The 18483-nt window shown below is 62.6% G+C and carries 17 protein-coding genes; 10 read left to right on the top strand and 7 right to left on the bottom strand.

Going from position 1 to position 18483, the window contains the following annotated elements:
• Positions 1–210 precede the first annotated feature (210 nt).
• Positions 211–1218, bottom strand: a complete 1008-nt coding sequence (locus DFO48_RS13980; RefSeq protein ID WP_114863757.1) for an NAD(P)-dependent alcohol dehydrogenase — start codon at positions 1216–1218, stop codon at positions 211–213.
• 163 nt (positions 1219–1381) lie between these two features.
• Between DFO48_RS13980 and DFO48_RS13975 the strand changes: the two genes are divergently transcribed.
• Positions 1382–1780 (top strand): helix-turn-helix domain-containing protein, encoded by a 399-nt coding sequence (locus DFO48_RS13975; RefSeq protein WP_199406999.1) that lies wholly within the window; start codon positions 1382–1384, stop codon positions 1778–1780.
• 103 nt (positions 1781–1883) lie between these two features.
• Here DFO48_RS13975 and ycaC read toward each other — a convergent pair whose 3' ends face one another.
• The 3 genes from ycaC to DFO48_RS13960 all read right to left on the bottom strand — a co-directional run bounded on the left by ycaC (position 1884) and on the right by DFO48_RS13960 (position 4257).
• Entirely contained in the window at positions 1884–2513 is a 630-nt protein-coding gene (ycaC, locus tag DFO48_RS13970; protein ID WP_114863755.1) for an isochorismate family cysteine hydrolase YcaC, read from the bottom strand.
• A 38-nt stretch (positions 2514–2551) separates the two neighbouring features.
• A complete protein-coding gene (locus DFO48_RS13965) occupies positions 2552–3247 on the bottom strand; it encodes an isochorismatase family protein (protein ID WP_003066964.1) in 696 nt (231 codons plus the stop codon).
• Between the two features lie 89 nt (positions 3248–3336).
• Positions 3337–4257, bottom strand: a complete 921-nt coding sequence (locus DFO48_RS13960) for a pirin family protein (protein ID WP_114863754.1) — start codon at positions 4255–4257, stop codon at positions 3337–3339.
• 131 nt (positions 4258–4388) lie between these two features.
• Between DFO48_RS13960 and DFO48_RS13955 the strand changes: the two genes are divergently transcribed.
• Positions 4389–5300 carry a LysR family transcriptional regulator gene (locus DFO48_RS13955; protein WP_114863753.1) on the top strand — a complete coding sequence of 304 codons (912 nt, stop codon included), beginning with the start codon at positions 4389–4391 and terminating at the stop codon, positions 5298–5300.
• A gap of 66 nt (positions 5301–5366) precedes the next feature.
• Here DFO48_RS13955 and DFO48_RS13950 read toward each other — a convergent pair whose 3' ends face one another.
• On the bottom strand, positions 5367–5852 hold the full coding sequence (locus tag DFO48_RS13950; protein ID WP_114863752.1) for a glutathione peroxidase: 486 nt from the start codon (positions 5850–5852) through the stop codon (positions 5367–5369).
• Between the two features lie 266 nt (positions 5853–6118).
• On the opposite strand from DFO48_RS13950, the gene DFO48_RS13945 reads away from it, so the two are divergent.
• The 4 genes from DFO48_RS13945 to DFO48_RS13930 all read left to right on the top strand — a co-directional run bounded on the left by DFO48_RS13945 (position 6119) and on the right by DFO48_RS13930 (position 11403).
• Entirely contained in the window at positions 6119–8587 is a 2469-nt protein-coding gene (locus DFO48_RS13945; protein ID WP_114863751.1) for a penicillin-binding protein 1A, read from the top strand.
• Between the two features lie 127 nt (positions 8588–8714).
• Complete coding sequence (putP, locus tag DFO48_RS13940; protein ID WP_114863845.1) at positions 8715–10238, top strand: sodium/proline symporter PutP; 1524 nt, start codon at positions 8715–8717, stop codon at positions 10236–10238.
• 177 nt (positions 10239–10415) lie between these two features.
• The gene (locus DFO48_RS13935; RefSeq protein WP_003072352.1) at positions 10416–10835 is read left to right on the top strand and encodes a ribonuclease domain-containing protein; all 420 of its coding nucleotides are present in this window, start codon (positions 10416–10418) and stop codon (positions 10833–10835) included.
• Between the two features lie 142 nt (positions 10836–10977).
• Complete coding sequence (locus DFO48_RS13930; RefSeq protein ID WP_003072350.1) at positions 10978–11403, top strand: barstar family protein; 426 nt, start codon at positions 10978–10980, stop codon at positions 11401–11403.
• Positions 11404–11478: 75 nt separating this feature from the next.
• On the opposite strand, the gene DFO48_RS13925 is transcribed toward DFO48_RS13930, so the two are convergent.
• Positions 11479–12171, bottom strand: coding sequence for a TerC family protein (locus DFO48_RS13925; RefSeq protein ID WP_114863750.1), 693 nt, complete (start codon positions 12169–12171; stop codon positions 11479–11481).
• Positions 12172–12450: 279 nt separating this feature from the next.
• On the opposite strand from DFO48_RS13925, the gene DFO48_RS13920 reads away from it, so the two are divergent.
• From DFO48_RS13920 to DFO48_RS13910, 3 genes are read left to right on the top strand one after another with little or no spacing between them, the layout of a single operon-like run.
• Positions 12451–13143: a response regulator transcription factor gene (locus DFO48_RS13920; protein WP_034347946.1), complete on the top strand. Its 693-nt coding sequence runs from the start codon at positions 12451–12453 to the stop codon at positions 13141–13143.
• 21 nt (positions 13144–13164) lie between these two features.
• A complete protein-coding gene (locus DFO48_RS13915; protein WP_233506395.1) occupies positions 13165–15084 on the top strand; it encodes an ATP-binding protein in 1920 nt (639 codons plus the stop codon).
• Positions 15085–15102: 18 nt separating this feature from the next.
• Positions 15103–16299 carry a hypothetical protein gene (locus DFO48_RS13910; RefSeq protein ID WP_003072344.1) on the top strand — a complete coding sequence of 399 codons (1197 nt, stop codon included), beginning with the start codon at positions 15103–15105 and terminating at the stop codon, positions 16297–16299.
• Positions 16300–16313: 14 nt separating this feature from the next.
• On the opposite strand, the gene mnmA is transcribed toward DFO48_RS13910, so the two are convergent.
• Positions 16314–17444, bottom strand: coding sequence for a tRNA 2-thiouridine(34) synthase MnmA (gene mnmA / locus DFO48_RS13905; RefSeq protein WP_003072342.1), 1131 nt, complete (start codon positions 17442–17444; stop codon positions 16314–16316).
• Between the two features lie 53 nt (positions 17445–17497).
• Between mnmA and DFO48_RS13900 the strand changes: the two genes are divergently transcribed.
• On the top strand, positions 17498–18436 hold the full coding sequence (locus DFO48_RS13900) for a LysR substrate-binding domain-containing protein (RefSeq protein ID WP_003072340.1): 939 nt from the start codon (positions 17498–17500) through the stop codon (positions 18434–18436).
• The last annotated feature ends 47 nt before the right edge of the window (positions 18437–18483 follow it).

The raw sequence follows: 18483 nt of genomic DNA, 5'->3' as shown, positions 1-18483 counted from the left end.
CGCAGGTTGCCCCGTAGCGCAGCGAAGGGGACGTGGGCAGCAGGGGGGCGGCTCTTTGCCAACTTTCTGGTGGTCCGGCACACCGGCAGAAGAAAGTAGGTCGGCTGGCGGGCCGAGACCCGACCTCTGAAAGCAAATAAGGCATGCGGCCCAACAAGAGCCACATGCCCCATCATCCTCAAACTCAGGCGCACAAAGCGCCATCAGCCATCAATATTCGAGGCAGATCTTGCCGAAATGCTTGCCCGCTGCCTGATGCTCGAAGGCCGCCACCATCTGTTCCAGCGGATAGCGGCTGTCGATCACGGGCTTCCAGCCGAAGTTCTCCAGCGCGCGCACCATGTCCTGCTGCTGCTCGCGGCTGCCGACGATCAGGCCCTTGAGGGTTTGCTGCTTGCGCATCATCTCCACCGTGGGCACGGCACCCGCAAAACCGGTCAGCACGCCGATCAGTGCGATATGGCCGCCCACGGCGCAGGCGCGAATGGACTGGGGCAGGGTGCCAGGGCCGCCGACCTCGACCACAATGTCGGCACCGCGACCGCCGGTGGCGGCCAGCACGGCGTCGCCCCATTCGGGCTGGTCCTTGTAGTTGATCACCAGATCGGCCCCCAATGTCTTGAGCTGCTCGGCCTTGGCCGCGCTGGATGTGGTGGCGATGACGGTGGCGCCCATGCTCTTGGCCATCTGCAGCGCAAAGATGGAGACGCCGCCCGTGCCCAGTACCAGCACGGTGTCGCCGGCTTTGAGATGCCCGTCCACCACCAGCGCACGCCAGGCCGTGAGGCCGGCCGTGGTCAGCGTGGCGGCCTCGGCATGGCTCCAGCCCTTGGGAGCATGGGTAAAGCTGGTAGCGGGCAGGTTGACCTGTTCACGCGCAAAACCGTCCACGCCGTCGCCGGGTACGAGCTGGAAGTCGGACGGCACATGGCGGCCCGACAGCCATTGCGGAAAGAAGGTGGAAACCACGGCATCGCCCACGGCAAATTCCGTCACGCCTGCGCCCACGGCCGTGACCAGGCCAGCACCGTCGGCCATGGGAATGCGGCCGTCGGCCGCCGCGCCGGGGCGGCGCACCACACCCAGGTCGTGGTAGTTGAGCGAGCTGGCGTGAATGCGTACCTGGATCTCGCCGGCGGCGGGTGCCGCAGGTGCAGGCAGGTCGACAAGCTTCAGATGTTCGAAACCGCCGGGGGCGGCCAGTTGCATGACTTTCATGGAGTGCTCCTCAAGAGGTGAAACAGATGCTCTGCATGGTGCCGCCAATGCACGCCAGCCGCCAGTACCAACATATTTGTTGGGTAGTATTAAAAATGTAAGTAATGCATGGGCGCTGGCTGGCGCTACGATGCTTGCAGTCCGGAACTGCAGCGAGGTGATCATGAAACGATTGAACAGCAAGAGCGGCTGCGCCGTGGAGGTGACGCTGTCGGTGATGGGCGGCACCTGGAAGCCCGTCATCCTGTTCCATCTGCTGCCCGGCAAAAAGCGCTTTGGCGAGCTGGGCCGCATCATCGGCGGCATCACCCAGCGCATGCTGACGCTGCAGTTGCGCGAGCTGGAAGAGGCCGGCATTGTCGAGCGCACGGTGTATGCCGAAGTACCACCACGCGTGGACTATGCGCTGACCGAGCTGGGCCGCAGCCTGCAGCCGGTGCTGATTGCCATGCGCAACTGGGGCATCGCATACAGCAAGAACTTTGCTCAGGCCGAGCCCATGCATGACACAGATCAGAGCAGCGCAAGCTGCCTTCCAGACTTGAAGCAGAAACAGGCTTGAACGCCTACCCATCAAGCGTCAACAGCTATCAATTCCAATAAATCAACAGCAAAAAAGCCCGCAGGCTGCAAAAGCTTGCGGGCTTTGTTCTAAAGCCGCAGGCTTACTTGCCGGCGGTCAGCGTGGTGTAGCTGTTGATCAGGTTGCGGTAGTCGGGGATGTGGTTGGAGAACAGAGTCCCCAAGCCCTCGATATCGTTGCGCCAATCGCGGTGCAGCTCGCAGGCCGCGCCAAACCAGGTCATGAGCTGGGCGCCGGCCTGCTCCATGCGGCTCCAGGCAGCCTGCTGGGTCATGCTGTGGAAGGTGCCCGAAGCATCTGCAATCACGAACACCTCGAAGCCTTCAGCCAGAGCCGACAACACCGGGAAGGCCACGCAGACCTCGGTCACCACGCCGGCCACGATGAGCTGCTTCTTGCCCGTGGCCTTGACGGCCTTGACGAAGTCCTCGTTGTCCCAGGCATTGATCTGGCCGGGGCGGGCGATATAGGGAGCCGCGGGGAATTTTGCCTTGAGTTCGGGCACCAGCGGGCCATTGGGGCCGGTCTCGAAGCTGGTGGTCAAAATCGTGGGCAGCTTGAAGTATTCGGCCATGTCGGCCAGGGCCAGCACATTGTTCTTGAACTTGTCGGGGTCGATATCGCGCACCAGGGACAGCAGACCGGTCTGGTGATCCACCAGCAGCACGGCGGCATTGTCCTTGTCGAGGCGGATATAGGGCTTGTTGCTCATGACGATCTCCTTCAGAGGTAGTGGAGGGGTGAGGAAAATCAAACGCGCTGGGAATCCAGCACTTCGTGGTTCTGTACCACTTCCTGTGCCTTGGCGTAGCTTTCGATCAGCAGCTGGTAGTTGGGGAAGATGCCGGTATAGGCCTGTGCCCATTCAGCCGCGTCTTCGCGGTTCCAGGTCTTTTGCAACTCCGAGGCCACGGCCGCGGTGTCTATGGGCACCACACCGGCCTGCAGCATGCGGGCCAGAGTGATTTCCTCGGCCATCTTGGAGTAGGTGCCCGACGCATCGATGACAGCAAACACCTGGTAGCCATCGGCCACGGCAGCGATGGAGGGAAAGGCCATGCAGACGCTGGTGATGGTGCCGGCGATGATGAGCTGCTTCTTGCCCGTGGCCTTGACGGCCTTGACGAAGTCTTCGTTGTCCCAGGCATTGATCTCGCCCTTGCGCGCCACGTAGGTGGCGTGAGGTGCGTTCTGGTGGATTTCGGGAATCAGCGGACCGTTGGGGCCCTGAGGCACGGAGGCTGTGGTGATCACGGGGATCTTGGCCAGCGAAGCGATCTTGGCCAGCGTGCTGGCCAGACGGCGCAGCGTGGTGAACGGCATGTCCTGCACGGTCTGGAACAGGCCGCTCTGGTGGTCGATCAGCAGCATGGCCACGTTGTCCGGATCGATCACGGGCTTGGCACCGTTGAAATTGGCGGGGATGGCTGCGGTCTGGATGCTCATGGAAGTCTCCTTGGAGTTGAGAGCGAAGGCAGAGGTCTCGCTCCCCGGCCGCATCGCTGCAGGGCCGGGGATACGGTGGCACTGAGGGCTCAGTGGTTCAGCACGGCCGTGGGCGCATGGCGCTCGGCTGCCGGAATGCGGCCGAACTGGCCGCTGCGGAAGTCCTCCAGCGCCTGCTGGATTTCCTCGTCGCTGTTCATGACGAAGGGGCCGTAGCCGACCACGGGCTCGTCAATCGGTTCGCCTGACAGCCACAGCAGCGTGACGTCGCTGTTGGCTTCCAGATGCACGCTGTCCGCAGCGCGATCCATATGCACCAGCTGTCCGGCGCGGGCAATCTCCTGTCCGTTGACCAGCAGCGTGCCGTGCAGCACCACCAGCGCCAGCGTGCGGCCGGCCCGGGCCTGCAGCTCGGTGGCTGCTCCGGCGTTCAGCCGCACATCCCAGACATCGATAGGCGTGAAGGTCTTCGCCGGACCGCGAGAGGCGCTCCCCTGGCTGCCAAGGTAGTCACCGGCAATGACACGCAGATGACCCGCACCGTCCGGCAGCGCGACCTGCGGGATGTCCGCATTCAGCAAGGTCTGGTAGCCGGGGGCGGACATCTTGTCCCTGGCCGGCAGGTTGACCCACAGCTGCACCATCTCCAGCGGGCCGCCGTTCTTGGCAAAGGCTTCGGAGTGGTACTCCTCGTGCAGGATGCCCGAGGCTGCCGTCATCCACTGCACGTCGCCGGGGCCGATGGTGCCACCAGCGCCGGTGGAGTCGCGGTGGGCCACCTCACCCTCGTAGACGATGGTCACGGTCTCGAAGCCGCGGTGCGGATGCGTGCCCACGCCGCGCCGTGCCGTGGTGGGCGTGAAGGTCTGAGGGCCTGCATGATCCAGCAGCAGAAAGGGGCTCAGGGCCTTGCCGTGGTCGCCATAGCTGAACAGCGAGCGCACGGGAAAGCCATTGCCCACCCAGTGGGGACGGGGAGCTTCGTAGACACCCAGGATTTTCTTGAGCATGACATTTCTCCTTGCGGCTGGCCTGCGGTTCCTATGGATGCCGCAGGCGTTGAACATGGAGAAAGTATGAATTTGGAACGATGACTTGAGTAGTCCACAATATTCAGCCTCAGAGTTCTATTTTTAAAACAATGAAGCTGCCCGATCTCAACGAGCTGTACTACTTCGCCCAGGTGGTGGAGCACGGCGGATTCGCGCCTGCAGGCCGCGCCCTGGGGTTGCCCAAGTCCAAGCTCAGTCGCCGCGTGGCACTGCTCGAGGAACGCCTGGGCGCGCAATTGCTGCTGCGTTCCACGCGCAGCTTTGCCGTGACCGAGGTTGGCAAGCGCTACTACCAGCACTGCCGCGCCATGCTGACCGAGGCAGAGGCCGCCGAGGAGTCCGTGGCGCTGGTGCATTCCGAGCCCTGCGGCAAGGTGCGCATGAGCTGCCCCGTGGCCTTGCTGGCCTCGCGCGTGGGCCGCATGCTGGGAGAATTCATGCGCCAGTACCCGCGCGTGGAGCTGCAGGTAGACGAGACCAACCGGCGCGTGGACGTGATTGGCGAGGGGCTGGATCTGGCCCTGCGCGTGCGCCCGCCGCCGCTGCAGGACAGCGATCTGGTGCTGCGCACGCTGGCCGAGCGCCGGCAATGCCTGGTGGCCGCCCCCGAGCTGCTGCAGCGCCTGGGTCAGCCCGGCGGCCCCATGGACCTGTCGGCCTGGCCCAGCCTGGATATGGGCAGCCTGCAGGAAACCCACCGCTGGGTACTGCACGGGCCCGAGGCCGTGCGCGCCGAGGTCAGGCACCAGCCGCGGCTGGTGACGCAGTCCATGCTGGCCCTGCGCGATGCGGCTCTGCTGGGCGCAGGGGTGGTTCAGCTGCCCAGCATGTTCGTGCGCGAAGACCTGCGCAGCGGCACGCTGGTGCAGGTGCTGCCGGGCTGGGAACCGCGCCCCGAAATCATCCACGCCGTCTACGCCTCGCGTCGCGGTCAGCTGCCCGCCGTGCGCGCACTGCTCGACCATCTGGCCCAGTCCTTCAGGACCTTGTCGGAAGACTGAGCATCAAAACCGCCTCCAGCACTTTCTGGGCAAGCGCTGTCAGCTATCGAAACGATAACGACAGCATCAGCCCAGAGCCGCCTGGATATCGTCCGACAGCTTCTCGGGCCTGTCCTGGGGCGCGTAGCGGCGTATCACCTGCCCGTCGCGGCCCACGAGGAATTTGGTGAAATTCCATTTGATGGACTTGGTGCCCAGCACGCCCGGCGCTTCAGAGGTGAGCCAGCGGTACAGCGGGTGCGCACCGTCGCCGTTGACCTCGATCTTGTGCATCAGCGGAAAGCTGACGCCGAAGTTCTGCTCGCAAAAGCTCGCGATCTCGTCATCCGAGCCTTTCTCCTGGGCACCGAACTGGTTGCAGGGAAAGCCCAGCACCACCAGGCCCCGGTCCGCATACTGTTCGTGCAAGGTCTGCAGACCCTTGTACTGGGGCGTGAAGCCGCAGGCACTGGCGGTATTCACGATCAGCAATACCTTGCCCTGGTACTGCGACAGAGGAGTGCTGCGCCCCTGGATGTCGGTGGCTTCAAAGTCATAAACGCTGTTTGCCATGCTGCTCTCCCGCCAATGCGAAGCCGCAAGCTTAAGGCAGTCAGCAACCGGTCTCACAGCTAGAAACAACCCTGCTTAACCGCGCCACGGAGACAATACCGGGGCTGCGACCATAGAAAAACCGATCCCCGCAAGCAGAGCGCCTGTTTTTTGGGCATTCTTCGCAGTCTTGCCTTCTTGCGGCCCTTGGCGGGCTGCCTTGCAACGTGCGTTTGTCCTTGAACGAATTGAAAGAAAAATGGGTAGCCCAGGCCACCGCTTTTTGGATGCGCGCGCGCGCCAGCACTGCCGGCCAGCGCATTGCGGCCATGCCCTGGTGGCGTCGCTGGCCGACGCGGCGTGAATGGCTGTGGTTTGCTGCGGCCTTGCCGGTGCTGTTTGTCGTCTATGTGCTGCTGCTGATTCCGTTCACGCCCAGTATCAGCGACATCCGCAAGGCCAAGCTCGAGCAGCCTGCGCAGATCCTGAGCGCCGACGGCAAGCTGATCGGCGAGTTCAAGCGCAGCAACCGCCAGTGGGTGCCGCTGGAGCAGATTTCGCCCGCCGTGGTCAAGGCCCTCGTGGCCACCGAAGACCACCGCTTCTACGAGCACCATGGCATGGACTTCACGCGCACCGTGGGTTCAGTCATCCATACGCTGGGCGGCAATCCCCAGGGCGGCTCCACCATCACCCAGCAGCTGGCGCGCAATCTCTATCCCACAGAAATCGGCCGCGCCCGCAATGTGAACCGCAAGCTCAAGGAGGCGATCACGGCCTTCAAGATCGAGGCGCTCTACACCAAGGACGAGATTCTCGAGACCTATCTGAACACCGTGCCCTTTCTCTACAACGCCTATGGCATAGAGATGGCGGCGCGCACCTATTTCGACAAGCCGGCGGCCAGGCTCACGGTGCTGGAAAGCGCCACGCTGGTGGGCATGCTCAAGGGCAATGCCTATTACAACCCGGTGATCAACCCCGACCGCGCGATTGCCCGGCGCAACACCGTGCTGAGCCAGATGGTCAAGCGCGGCGAGCTCAAGGACGATGAGTTCGAGCGCCTGAAGAAGCGCCCCATGCGTCTGGACTTCGAGCGCCAGGAAGAACCCACGGGCATGGCGCCGCATTTTTCCCAGCAGCTGCGCAAATGGCTGATCGCCTGGGCCGACAAGAACGACTACAACATCTACACCGACGGTCTGGTAGTGCGCACCACCCTGGATTCGCGCCTGCAGAACTGGGCGCAGCAGGCCGTGAACCGCCAGATGCATACGCTGCAGGGCATTGCCAACAACAACTGGAGCCACCGCGACGGCTGGAGCGCCGAGAACGCGCTGGTGCTGCAGCTGGTGCGCGAGACGGAGGCCTTTCGCAAGCTCGCCAGAAGCGGCAGGCCTTCCGATATCAGCGAAGAAGAAGCGCTCAAGAAGCTGCTGGCCGACAAGGCCTTCATGAGGCAGCTGCGCGAGGACAAGACCCGCGTGCAGGCCGGCTTTCTGGCCATAGACCCGCGCACCTCGGCCGTGCTGGCCTGGGTGGGCAGCCGCGACTATGCCCAGGATGCGTTCGACCATGTGGCCCAGGCGCGCCGCCAGCCCGGCTCCACCTTCAAGCCCTTTGTCTATGGCGCAGCCCTGCAGCGCGGCGCCAGACCCGACGACACGCGCAAGGACGAAGCCGTGGAAATCCAGTTGCCCGGCGGTGAGGTATGGCGTCCCAGCGATGCCGTCGAGCCCACGGGCGTGCCCATGAAGCTCAGCGATGCGCTGGCCTACTCCAAGAACACCATCACGGCCGAGCTGGGCCAGGAAGTGGGCATGGACCGCGTCATCAAGCTGGCCCGCGCTCTGGGCGTGCGCCAGAGCCCGCTGGAGCCCGTGCCTTCGCTGGCGCTGGGCTCCAGCCCCGTCACGCTGCTGGAGATGGTCAACGCCTACGGCAGCATTGCCAACTCCGGCCACTACATTCCGCCCCAGCTGGTCACCCGTATCGAGAATGCCGATGGCGAGCTGCTGGCCGAATTCACCCCGCCCAAGCCCGATCAGGTCTGGGACGAGGAAGAGAACTACGGTCTGCTGGAGATGATGCGCGCCGTGATCGACAAGGGCACGGGCCGCGCGATTCGCAAGCAATACGGCATTCGCGCCGATGTGGCCGGCAAGACCGGCACCACCCAGGGCAATGCCGACGGCTGGTTCATCCTCATGCACCCGCAGATCGTGGCTGGTGCCTGGGCCGGCTTCAACGATGCACGCATCACGCTCAAAAGCGACCAATGGGGCCAGGGTTCGCGCAGCGCCCTGCCCATGGTGGGTGACTTCATGTCGCGCGCCATGCGCAGCCCGCTGCTCAATGCCAAGGCCCGGTTCACCGAGCCCAACACCAGCCACTGGTGGAGCGATCTGGTGGGCCGCCTGCGCGACAAGGTTCAGGAATGGAGCGGGCCCGCAGCAGAGGGCAACGATCCTGATCGCACAGCGCCGACGACTCCTGCCCATCCAGCCCCCAACAGGAGCAATGGCAGCGAGGTCGACATCATCGAAAGCACGCCCGCAGCGCCGCCCTCGACCGCCGTCCAGCCGGCGCCCGCCGACAGCAGCGCCCAGCCGCCCGATCTGGACAGCAGCCCCGGGCTGGCGCCCGGCGAGATGATGCCGGCACCCGCCAGACCCCCCGCGCCGTCAAGCTGGAGCGATATAGGCACACCACTGCCGCCAGCGGCGCCACTGAATGCGCCGCAGGACAGCCAGTAGCGCGGTTTTCAGCCACATGCCCCACTGGGCTGTCGAATAACTGGTCCAATTGCGCACCGATACCCGCCAGCAGGCCTCCCACCAGGAGGCCGCTGGCGGATTTGTTTTCGCCGGGCATGTAACCCACATGCCGATAGCGCTGCGCCGACCCGGAGCCGACATGACCGCCAATACGCCAACCATCGTCACCTTTGCCATCTACCTGCTGGGCATGCTGCTCATAGGCTGGGCAGGCTATAAAGCCACGTCCAACCTGTCTGACTACATTCTGGGCGGGCGCAGTCTGGGCTCGGTGGTCACTGCTTTGTCGGCCGGGGCATCGGATATGAGCGGCTGGCTGCTCATGGGGCTGCCCGGGGCCGTGTTTGCCACTGGCCTGTCGGCCTCGTGGATCGCCATCGGCCTGTGCATCGGTGCCTGGCTCAACTGGCGCTTTGTCGCTGCACGCCTGCGCGTCTATACCGAGAAGGTGGGCAACGCGCTGACATTGCCCGATTACTTCACCAACCGTTTCGAGGATGGCAGCAGCCTGCTGCGCATCGTCACGGCACTGGTGATCCTGGTGTTCTTCACTGTCTACTGCGCCTCCGGCGTGGTCGCTGGCGCCCGCCTGTTCGAGTCCATGTTCGGCATGGACTACCAGACCGCGCTATGGGTGGGTGCCGTGGCCACCATGGCCTATGTGTTCATAGGCGGCTTTTTGGCCGTGAGCTGGACCGACACGATCCAGGCCTCGCTGATGATCACCGCGCTGATTCTGGCCCCCCTGATAGTGATCTATGCCGACGGCGGCGTGGGTGCCAGCGCGGCCATCATCGACACCGCCCGCAGCGGCGCCTTCGACATGTTCAAGGGCCAGGGGTCGATTGCCATCATCTCCTTGCTGGCCTGGGGTCTGGGCTACTTCGGCCAGCCTCACATTCTGGTGCGCTTCATGGCAGCCGAGTCGATCAAGACCATTCCCAACGCGCGCCGCATCGGCATGACCTGGATGGTGCTGTGCCTGGGCGGCGCCGTGGCTGTGGGCTTCTTCGGCATTGCCTTCTTCGCCAGCCGCCCCGAGATTGCGGCAAACGTCAATGGTAACCACGAGCTGGTGTTCCTGGAAGTCGCCAAGCTGCTGTTCAATCCCTGGATCAGCGGCGTGCTGCTGGCTGCCGTGCTGGCTGCCGTGATGAGCACCCTGTCCTGCCAGTTGCTGGTCTGCTCCAGCGCCCTCACGCAAGATATCTACAAGACCTTTTTGCACAAAAACGCCAGCCAGAAGCAGCTGGTCTGGTTTGGCCGCGCCATGGTGTTTGCCATTGCCGTGATAGCCATCCTCATTGCGCAGGACCCCAAGGCCAAGGTACTGGGCATGGTCAGCAATGCCTGGGCCGGTTTTGGCGCCGCCTTCGGCCCTCTGGTGCTGATCTCTCTGCTCTGGGGCCGCATGACGCGCAACGGCGCGCTGGCCGGCATGGTCGTGGGCGCGGTCACGGTGCTGGTCTGGCAGCATTACCAGTGGTTCAAGCTCTATGAAATCGTTCCCGGGTTTACGTTGTCCGCTATCGCAATCATAGTGGTCAGCCTGCTGGACAAAGCTCCTTCTGCCACGATCACGGCCAAACACCGCGAGGTGGAGGCTGAAATCGCTGCCCACGGCGAATAAAAGCTGCCACGCCCCTGCCCAAGCCCTGCCCGGCCATGCCGACAGGGCTTTTTTGTCGTCGAAAACCGCTCGACAGGCTGCACAAAAAATAGGCGCAACTTGCATTTTCGAGGCCTATCCGTCACACTTACGGGTCGAAATTTCAGGCATTACCTGAGATTCTGAAAGGTTTAGTGAATGCTCAAGGCCGCTGCAGCCAAGGTATATCAGACGGGTTTAGCGTTGATGCTGGGTGCCGCTTTTGCGCTGGCACCCCCTGCGGCTTTGGCGCGCAAAGCGCCCGAAGTCGGTGCCACCGTTCCCGGCTTTGAGACCGTGAGCCTGGCCGAACTGCCGCGCGAAGGCCGCACCACTTATGGTCGTATCCTTCAGGGCGGTCCGTTTTCCAGCGACAAGGACGGCACTGTATTCGGCAACCGTGAGCGCATACTTCCGCGCCAGGCCAGAGGCTATTACCGCGAATACACCGTGCGCACGCCAGGCGCGAAAAACCGGGGTGCGCGGCGCATTGTCTGTGGCGGCTTGCAGCCCCAAGTGCCCGATGCCTGCTTCTACACCGGCGACCACTACAACAGCTTTCAGCAAATCGTCCAATGAAGTTAAAAGACGCCCTCCAGGCCCGCCATAAAGCGGCTTTTGACCTCTTGAATTCCGCAGCGGCGGTTTGCGCAGACAGCCTACAGCGCTGTCAGTACCGACTCTGCCACCAGTTTTGATGTTTTTAGAAAGAATCACGGAGATGGACACGCCACTTCGTAAGCCCTCGGAAACACCGTTGCGCAATGTTCGCCCGAACATCGTGCAATCCATTCGCGCCTATCGCATTCCTGATCTTCAGGCAGCAGCAGAGGCACTGGGCTCCCATTTCCTCTATGCCAACCTGGCCCATGCCCAGACCAAGGCCGATGTTTTCGAGCTGCTGTCCACCCAGTTCTACCTGCCGGCACACTTTGGCAAGAACTGGGATGCGCTGTATGACTGCATGACCGACCCGATCAACAAATCCGGCCCGCAACCCGGTTTTGTGGTGGTGCTCGACCAGATTCCGACCACTCCCAAGTTCGACAAGGAAGTGCGCGAGCAGTTGCTGGACGTGTTCCGCGATACTGCGGACTTCTGGGCAGAGCGCAAGATTCCCTTCCGCTGCTTTTACTCATTCCTGTAGGCCGGCTGCTGCGGCGCACACAACACAAAATGCCCGCCTTGAATGCGGGCATTTTTGCTTTCAGCAACCCCAGGCTCAGGCAGTGCCGCCCTGCGCGGCAGCCTTGAGCTGCATCCACTTGCCCATTGCAATCACCAGCAAGGCGCCGCAGGCGGCCGCTGCGTAATGCGCCCAGGGATTGATCCGTACAAAACCTTCGAGCATATGGTCGCTGGTGATGGTTTCGCCGGCCACCCAGCCAATCAGTGCCGCGCCCAGAGTGACGATGACTGGAAAGCGCTCCATCAGCTTGATCATCAGCGTGGAGCCAAAGATGACCAGCGGAATGCTGATGGCCAGGCCCAGAATCAGCAGCAGCATATCGCCGCCCGCTGCCGCAGCCACGGCGATCACATTGTCCAGACTCATGACCAGATCGGCGAGCAAAATGGTGCGAACGGCAGCCATCATGCCCTGCCCGGCCACGCTGCCGGAGTTCTCTTCTTCATCTTCGCCCTTGAGCAGGCCCACGCCAATCCACAGCAGCAGCAGGCCACCGATCACCTCGACGAATGGCAGCTGCATCAGCTTGGCGGCCACCACTGTCAAGGCAATACGCAACACCACGGCGGCGCCGGAGCCAAACAGCACCGCTTTTTTCTGCTGCTGCGGCGGCAGGCCACGTGCGGCCAGAGCAATGACCACCGCGTTGTCACCCGAGAGAATGATGTTGATCCAGACGATCTTGAACAAGCCGATCCAGAAATCGGCACCGAGCATGGCATCCATGGAAAATAATCCTGAGTTCTCTGTCCGTTGCACCTTGAACGGACAAACGCCCAGCATTGCAAGGCCAGGCGTGATCAATGCAGGCAAGTTTAGCCAACTGCCTCTTGGAGCCGCCGCCGGCGTATTGCTTCTGACGTCATGGGAATTGCAGGCCACGGAGTTCGCTTGCGCTTTGGGCGCAGACTCCGCATGCACCTCAAATTACCAGTTTTCAGTGATAGCCAAGCGACCTGATCTCGGTAACAGTGGGACACGAAAACCAGCGGCACATCACACTATATGGCAGAGACTTTCTCCCTCCCTACAGAGTCCATTCTCCCCAGCCCCTTGATCGTGGTGGAGGATGAGCCGCTGATCCGCAATCGGCTGGAAAGCATTTTGCATGGTCTCGGATATGCGGATGATGCTCTCATCTTTGCTGCAACCCTGGGGCAGGCACGCGCCCGGCTGGCGGAGCATCCTGTCGCCATGGCACTGGTGGATCTGGGCTTGCCCGACGGCAGCGGCATAGAGCTGATCAGCCAGTTGCGCGCCGCCGACCCCGGCATGGGCATTCTGGTCATCTCCGCCTGGAGCACCGAGGACGCCATTCTGTCGGCGCTGCGTGCCGGGGCCAACGGCTATGTGCTCAAGGAGCGCGACGATCTGGAAGTCACCTTGTCCATACGCAGTGTGCTGCGTGGTGGCGCCCCCATCGACCCTTTCATTGCACGGCGCATCATTGCCGAGTTGCAGCCTTCCCAGCCTACGGAAGCGCACAAGGAGATGCCGCCCGAGGCCATACTCAGCGCCCGCGAAATCCAGATCCTCAAGCTGGTCGCAGACGGCATGACCAACCGGGAGATCGCAGAGTCGCTCTTTCTCTCCCGCTACACCGTGGAATGCCATGTGAAGAACATTTACCGCAAGCTGGCCGTGCCTTCGCGCACCAAGGCGGTCAGCGAGGCCCGGGCACGCGGTTTGCTGAGCTGAATGTTCAAGCGGTCGGCTCTCATGCTCCGCCTGATATTTGCGCTCGTCATGGGCGTCAGTTGCGGCGTGGCCTGGGCACAGGAGCTCAGGCCTCAGGATCTGCTCTGCGAACCGCGCATTGTGGCCCGCCAATCGGCCAAGGCACTGCCCGATGGGCCTCCACCCGATGCGGCCTTGCTGCAATGGGTGGATGTGCCGGGGCTGGATGACTGGAGTCAACGCTGGCCCGGCTATGACGGTGCAGCCTGGTACCGCATCGATTGGGAGAGCCCCTGCGGGCGCGATCAGCCCGTGGCGCTGGCCGTCGTCAATATCGTGATGGCGGGCGAGGTGTTCGTGAATTCAGAACTGATCTGGCGCGATCAATCGCTGGTGGAGCCGCTGAGTCGCAGCTGGAATATGCCACGCTACTGGCTGCTTCCCAAGGCGCTGCTCAAGGAACAGGGCAACAGCATCTGGGTGCGCGTCCACGGGCTCAGCACCCAGACGCCAGGCCTGGGGCGGCTGCGCATAGGCCATCCAGCCGAGCTCAAGCAATGGACGGCACAGGCAACCTGGAGCCTGCGCACCATTTATATGGTCTGCATCACGGTCAGCCTGGTGCTATGTCTGCTGTTTTCGTTTGCCTGGCTCCACAACCGCAATCAAAAACTCTATGGCTGGTACGCACTCAATCTGATGTGCTGGGCACTGATGCTCTGCTTTATGGTCATGACTGATCCCTGGCCCTTCAGCAGCACGCCGGCCTTTGCCAAGGGCAATCTGCTGGCTTTCATTGCATTTACCTACACCTTCTGCATTTTTACGCTGCGCTTTGGGGAATTACGCCTCATGCGGCTGGAACGTACGCTGGCCGGCATATGCAGCCTCTGTGCCGTATTTGCACTGTCTGTGCCCGATGCACAGATGGCGCTGAGCCGGGCCGTCTGGCTGCTGATGTTCTGTCTTTGCGCTTTAGTCTGCCTGCTGTTTCCACTGCGCGCGCTGCAGACACGCACGCCAGCCCACATCGCTTTCAGCCTTTGCTTCGTGCTCTACCTGGCCATCGGCGTGCACGACCTGCTGCTGCTGACCAAGACCCTGGATCACAATCTGACGCTGACTCCCTACACCACCTTGCTGAGCATGCTGGTGATCGCGTGGTTGCTCGGGCGACAGATCGTGTGGAATATGCGCCGCATCGAGCACTTCAACCACGAACTCAGTCTCACCGTCACACAGGCCTGCGACGACCTGAGCCAAACCCTGGAGAGGGAACACCATCTGGCTCTGAGCCACTCCCGCCTGCAGGAGCGTCTGCGCATTTCCCAGGATCTGCACGATGGCCTGGGCGGCTCTCTGGTGCGCTCCATTGCCCTGGTCGAGCAAAGCAGCGCCCCGCTGCCCAATGCCCAGGTGTTGTCCATGCTCAAGCTCATGCGTGACGACCTGCGTCAGATGATTGATACCGGCACCAGCACCGCCATCCAGGTTCCCGAGACACCCATGCAGTGGCTTGCTCCGCTGCGCCACCGCTTTGCACGGCTGTTCGAGGAACTGGACATTCAGGTGAAGTGGTGTCTGCCCGAATACTGGACCCACGCGCCCAGCCCCATTCAGTGCCTGACGCTGACCCGCGTGCTGGAAGAGGCATTGACCAATGTCATCAAGCACAGCCGCGCCAGTCAAGTCCAGGTTCGGCTGGAGATTCCCGATTCCAGGGAGTTGCAGTTGCAGATCGAGGACAACGGCACAGGCTTTGATTTGGATAGCACACAGATCAACAGCATGGGCGTGGGCATGCGCAGCATGCTGGCGCGACTGGAACGCCTGCAAGGCACTCTGGTCATACAGTCCCGCCCCGGTCGCACCGAGCTGCGTGCCAGCCTGCCGCTGTTCGGCAAGGTACAACGCCACACCGAAGTACAGAGCTCCGTGCCGTCTCCCCAGAGCATCTGGTAACTGCGCTAAGCTTTCTGCATGCCCCTGCTTATCGATGGAACACCGCATGAAGATGGCGTCTTCACCCTTGAGCTGACGCCTGACGCGCCGCACAGACTCAAAACCAGCCCCGGTCAGGGCAGCCTGACCCTTGGCCCCAGGACGCTGTTGAAAACAGCGGACCTGTGGCTGCCTGTCGACGCCTGCGTGCTCTGGCCCTGCTTTGACCCCTTTGCCACGCCCGCTGGCTCGCCCTGGCCGCGCAGCTTCTACTACACGGGCAATGACAGCGGCTTCTTCACGTGGGCGCAACTGCGCCCTATCGAAAACTTCAGCTGGCACCCGCAGCTGCGGCAGGATGTACATATCGACGCCAGCCAGTCACAGATTCGCGAGCTGAGCATTCATCTGCAAGCGGGCAATCAGGGCCACATCCACCTGAAGCTGCCGCAGCAGGGCATGCGCCTTCATCTGCATGGCAATCTGGAGCAAATCACCGTCACCGCAGGCCTGCCTGAAAGCCTGAGTTTGAGCCCGGCCACCAGCAAGAACCCGGCCGACGAAGCCTTTCAGCTGCCCGACATGGGCAGCCTGAAACAGGTCGCCACGCTGGAGCTGCGCAACGGAGCGGGAAAGCAACCCATTTCGCTGCAAAACCTGCTGCAGTTTTCGAAGCTGGAATCGCTCTCCCTGTGGGGTAACCACAGCGATTTGGCCCAGCTTTCATCATGTACGCAGCTCAAGGCGCTATCACTGCGTTTTATGCGCCATCTGTCGGGACTGCCTGCGCTGCCAACCTGGCCGGAGCTGGACTTCTTCATCGCCTACAACGTGGAAGAAGCCGCTGGCAAACGCCTGCGCCAGCAACTCAAGGACCGTGCCAAGGCTCGGCCCTGGGCTGACTACACATCCGTCAGCCAGTTACGCAAGCCTGAATGGTGGGCCAAAGAATATGGGCGGCCATTTGCGGGCTGGCCCGCAGCCCGTGCCAGGATTGCGCATGCAGCCTATGAGCTGGCCGAACAAGAAATTGGCACAGCAAGCAGCCTTGGCCATGTGCAAGCTGCACTGACGACCTTTACCGCCCGCTTCAACACAGTCAAGGGCATTGAAACCAGCGAGCGTGAAGACCTGGGGCTGGCCGTGCAGCAACTGGCACAACTGCCTGCGGCGCTGTCACTGAAGCTGACGGATGAGCAGGCCCAGCAGTGGTTTGATGAAAACCGCGACTACTAGCGCCTACCTGACGATTACCTAGCGGCCGCAGGATCGACCTGCGCAATGATGCCGCCTCCCAGGCAGACATCGCCGTCATAGAGCACGGCGGACTGACCAGGGGTGACAGCCCATTGCGCTTCGGGAAAGTCCAGACGGAAGCCGGCATCCGTGGCCTGGGAAATCAGCGCAGGCGAATCGGGCTGACGGTAGCGTGTCTTGGAGCCGTAGGCCTTGCCCTCGGCCGGGGCATGGCCGGCCACCCAGCTGACCTGATCGGCCAGCAGGGCATGCGACTGAAGCAGCGGATGGTCATGGCCCTGCACCACGCGCAGAATGTTCTTGTCCATTTCCTTGCGTGCCACAAACCAGGGCGCATGGTCACCCGCACCACGGGCGGCACCCTTTTCCTTGACGCCGCCGATGCCCAGACCCGAACGCTGGCCCAGCGTATAGAAGGACAGGCCCACATGCTTGCCCAGCTTGCGGTTGCGGTCGTCCAGGATGAGACCCGGCTCCTTGCTGATGTAGCGGTTCAGAAAGTCGCGGAACGGGCGCTCTCCGATGAAGCAGATGCCCGTCGAGTCCTTCTTCCTGGCGTTGGGCAGGCCGATCTCTTCGGCAATGCGACGCACCTCGGTCTTGTGCAGCTCGCCCACAGGAAACATCGCCTTGGACAGCTGGGCCTGGTTCAGGCGGTGCAGGAAATAGCTCTGATCCTTGCTGTTATCCAGGCCCTTGAGCAGCTCGAACAGCTGGGTGGACGGATTCTGGCGCACGCGTGCATAGTGGCCGGTGGCGATCTTTTCTGCCCCCAGGCGCATGGCGTGGTCCAGGAAGGCCTTGAACTTGATCTCCGCATTGCACAGCACGTCCGGATTGGGCGTGCGACCGGCCTGATACTCGCGCAGGAACTCGGCAAACACGCGGTCCTTGTAGTCTGCCGCAAAGTTCACATGCTCGATCTCGATGCCGATCACGTCGGCCACGGCCGCCGCATCGACAAAGTCGATATTCGACGAGCAGTACTCACTGTCGTCGTCATCTTCCCAGTTCTTCATGAAGATGCCGACGACCTCGTGGCCCTGCTTTTTGAGAAGATAGGCGGTGACGGCGGAATCCACACCGCCCGACAAACCCACCACGACACGCTGCTTGTTGCTCATAGGTATGCGATTATCCCAGCGCCCGTCAACTGCTGCGGGCGTGAGGATTTGCCATGGAACTGCGCCAGCTGCGCTACTTTGTACGAATTGTTGAACTGGGCTCCATGAGCCGGGCAGCGCTGGATCTGGACATGGTGCAGTCGGCGCTGAGCCAGCAGATCAGCCGCCTGGAGTCCGAACTCTCGACCCGGCTGCTGCAGCGCACACCACGCGGAGTCATCCCCACCGAGGCCGGCCAGGCCTTTTTCCACCAGGCCCAGCTGACCCTGCGCCATGCCCAGCAGGCCATTCACGCGGCCCAGCAGGCGCGGCTGTCGGGTGCCGTCAGCATGGGCCTGTCCCCCACGATTGCCAATGTGCTGGGCCTGCCGCTGATGCGTGCCATGCGCGAGCGCTACCCCGAGGTGAGGCTGCACATGGTGTCAGCCCTCTCGGGGCATCTGACGAGTCTTCTCAACGCCAGACAGCTGGATCTGGCTATCCTTTTCGATACTCAGAGCGCCCGGCGATGGAGCGTGATGCCTCTGCTGGAAGAGCAGCTGTTTCTGATCCAGTCGCGCCAGCAACCGGTGGCACCGCAGATTCGGCATGAAGTGCCCATCAGCCTGGAGCAGCTGCAGCAGGTGCCGCTGATCCTGCCCTCGGGCAGCCACGGCCTGCGCAGCTCCATCATGGCCTCGTTCACCAGTGCCGGTTTCCAGTCGCAGATGGCCATGGAGATCGACTCGCTGACCCTGCTGATGGAAGCGGTCGACGCCGGCATGGGCGCCACGGTCCAGCCCTGGTCAGCCGTGGGCATGTACCGTGATGCAGCCGAGCGTTTTCAGTGGTCCCAGATCGCCGATGACTCGGTGCGGCGCAAGGCCGCGCTGTGCAGCCTGTCGGACGACGAGCTCTCGCCCGCCGCCCTGGCGGCACGCGTTGTCTTGACGGACTGCGCCAGGCAACTGGTGCATTCCGGAGTCTGGCGGGGAGCATCGCTGACGGATTGAGCCCCCGCCTTCCAGGCAGAGGATGAATGCGAAGCTGGCTGGCCATG

Source organism: Comamonas sp. AG1104, from assembly GCF_003350425.1.
Classification (GTDB): Bacteria; Pseudomonadota; Gammaproteobacteria; order Burkholderiales; family Burkholderiaceae_C; genus Comamonas; species Comamonas testosteroni.
This window is presented reverse-complemented; position numbering and strand designations above follow the sequence as displayed.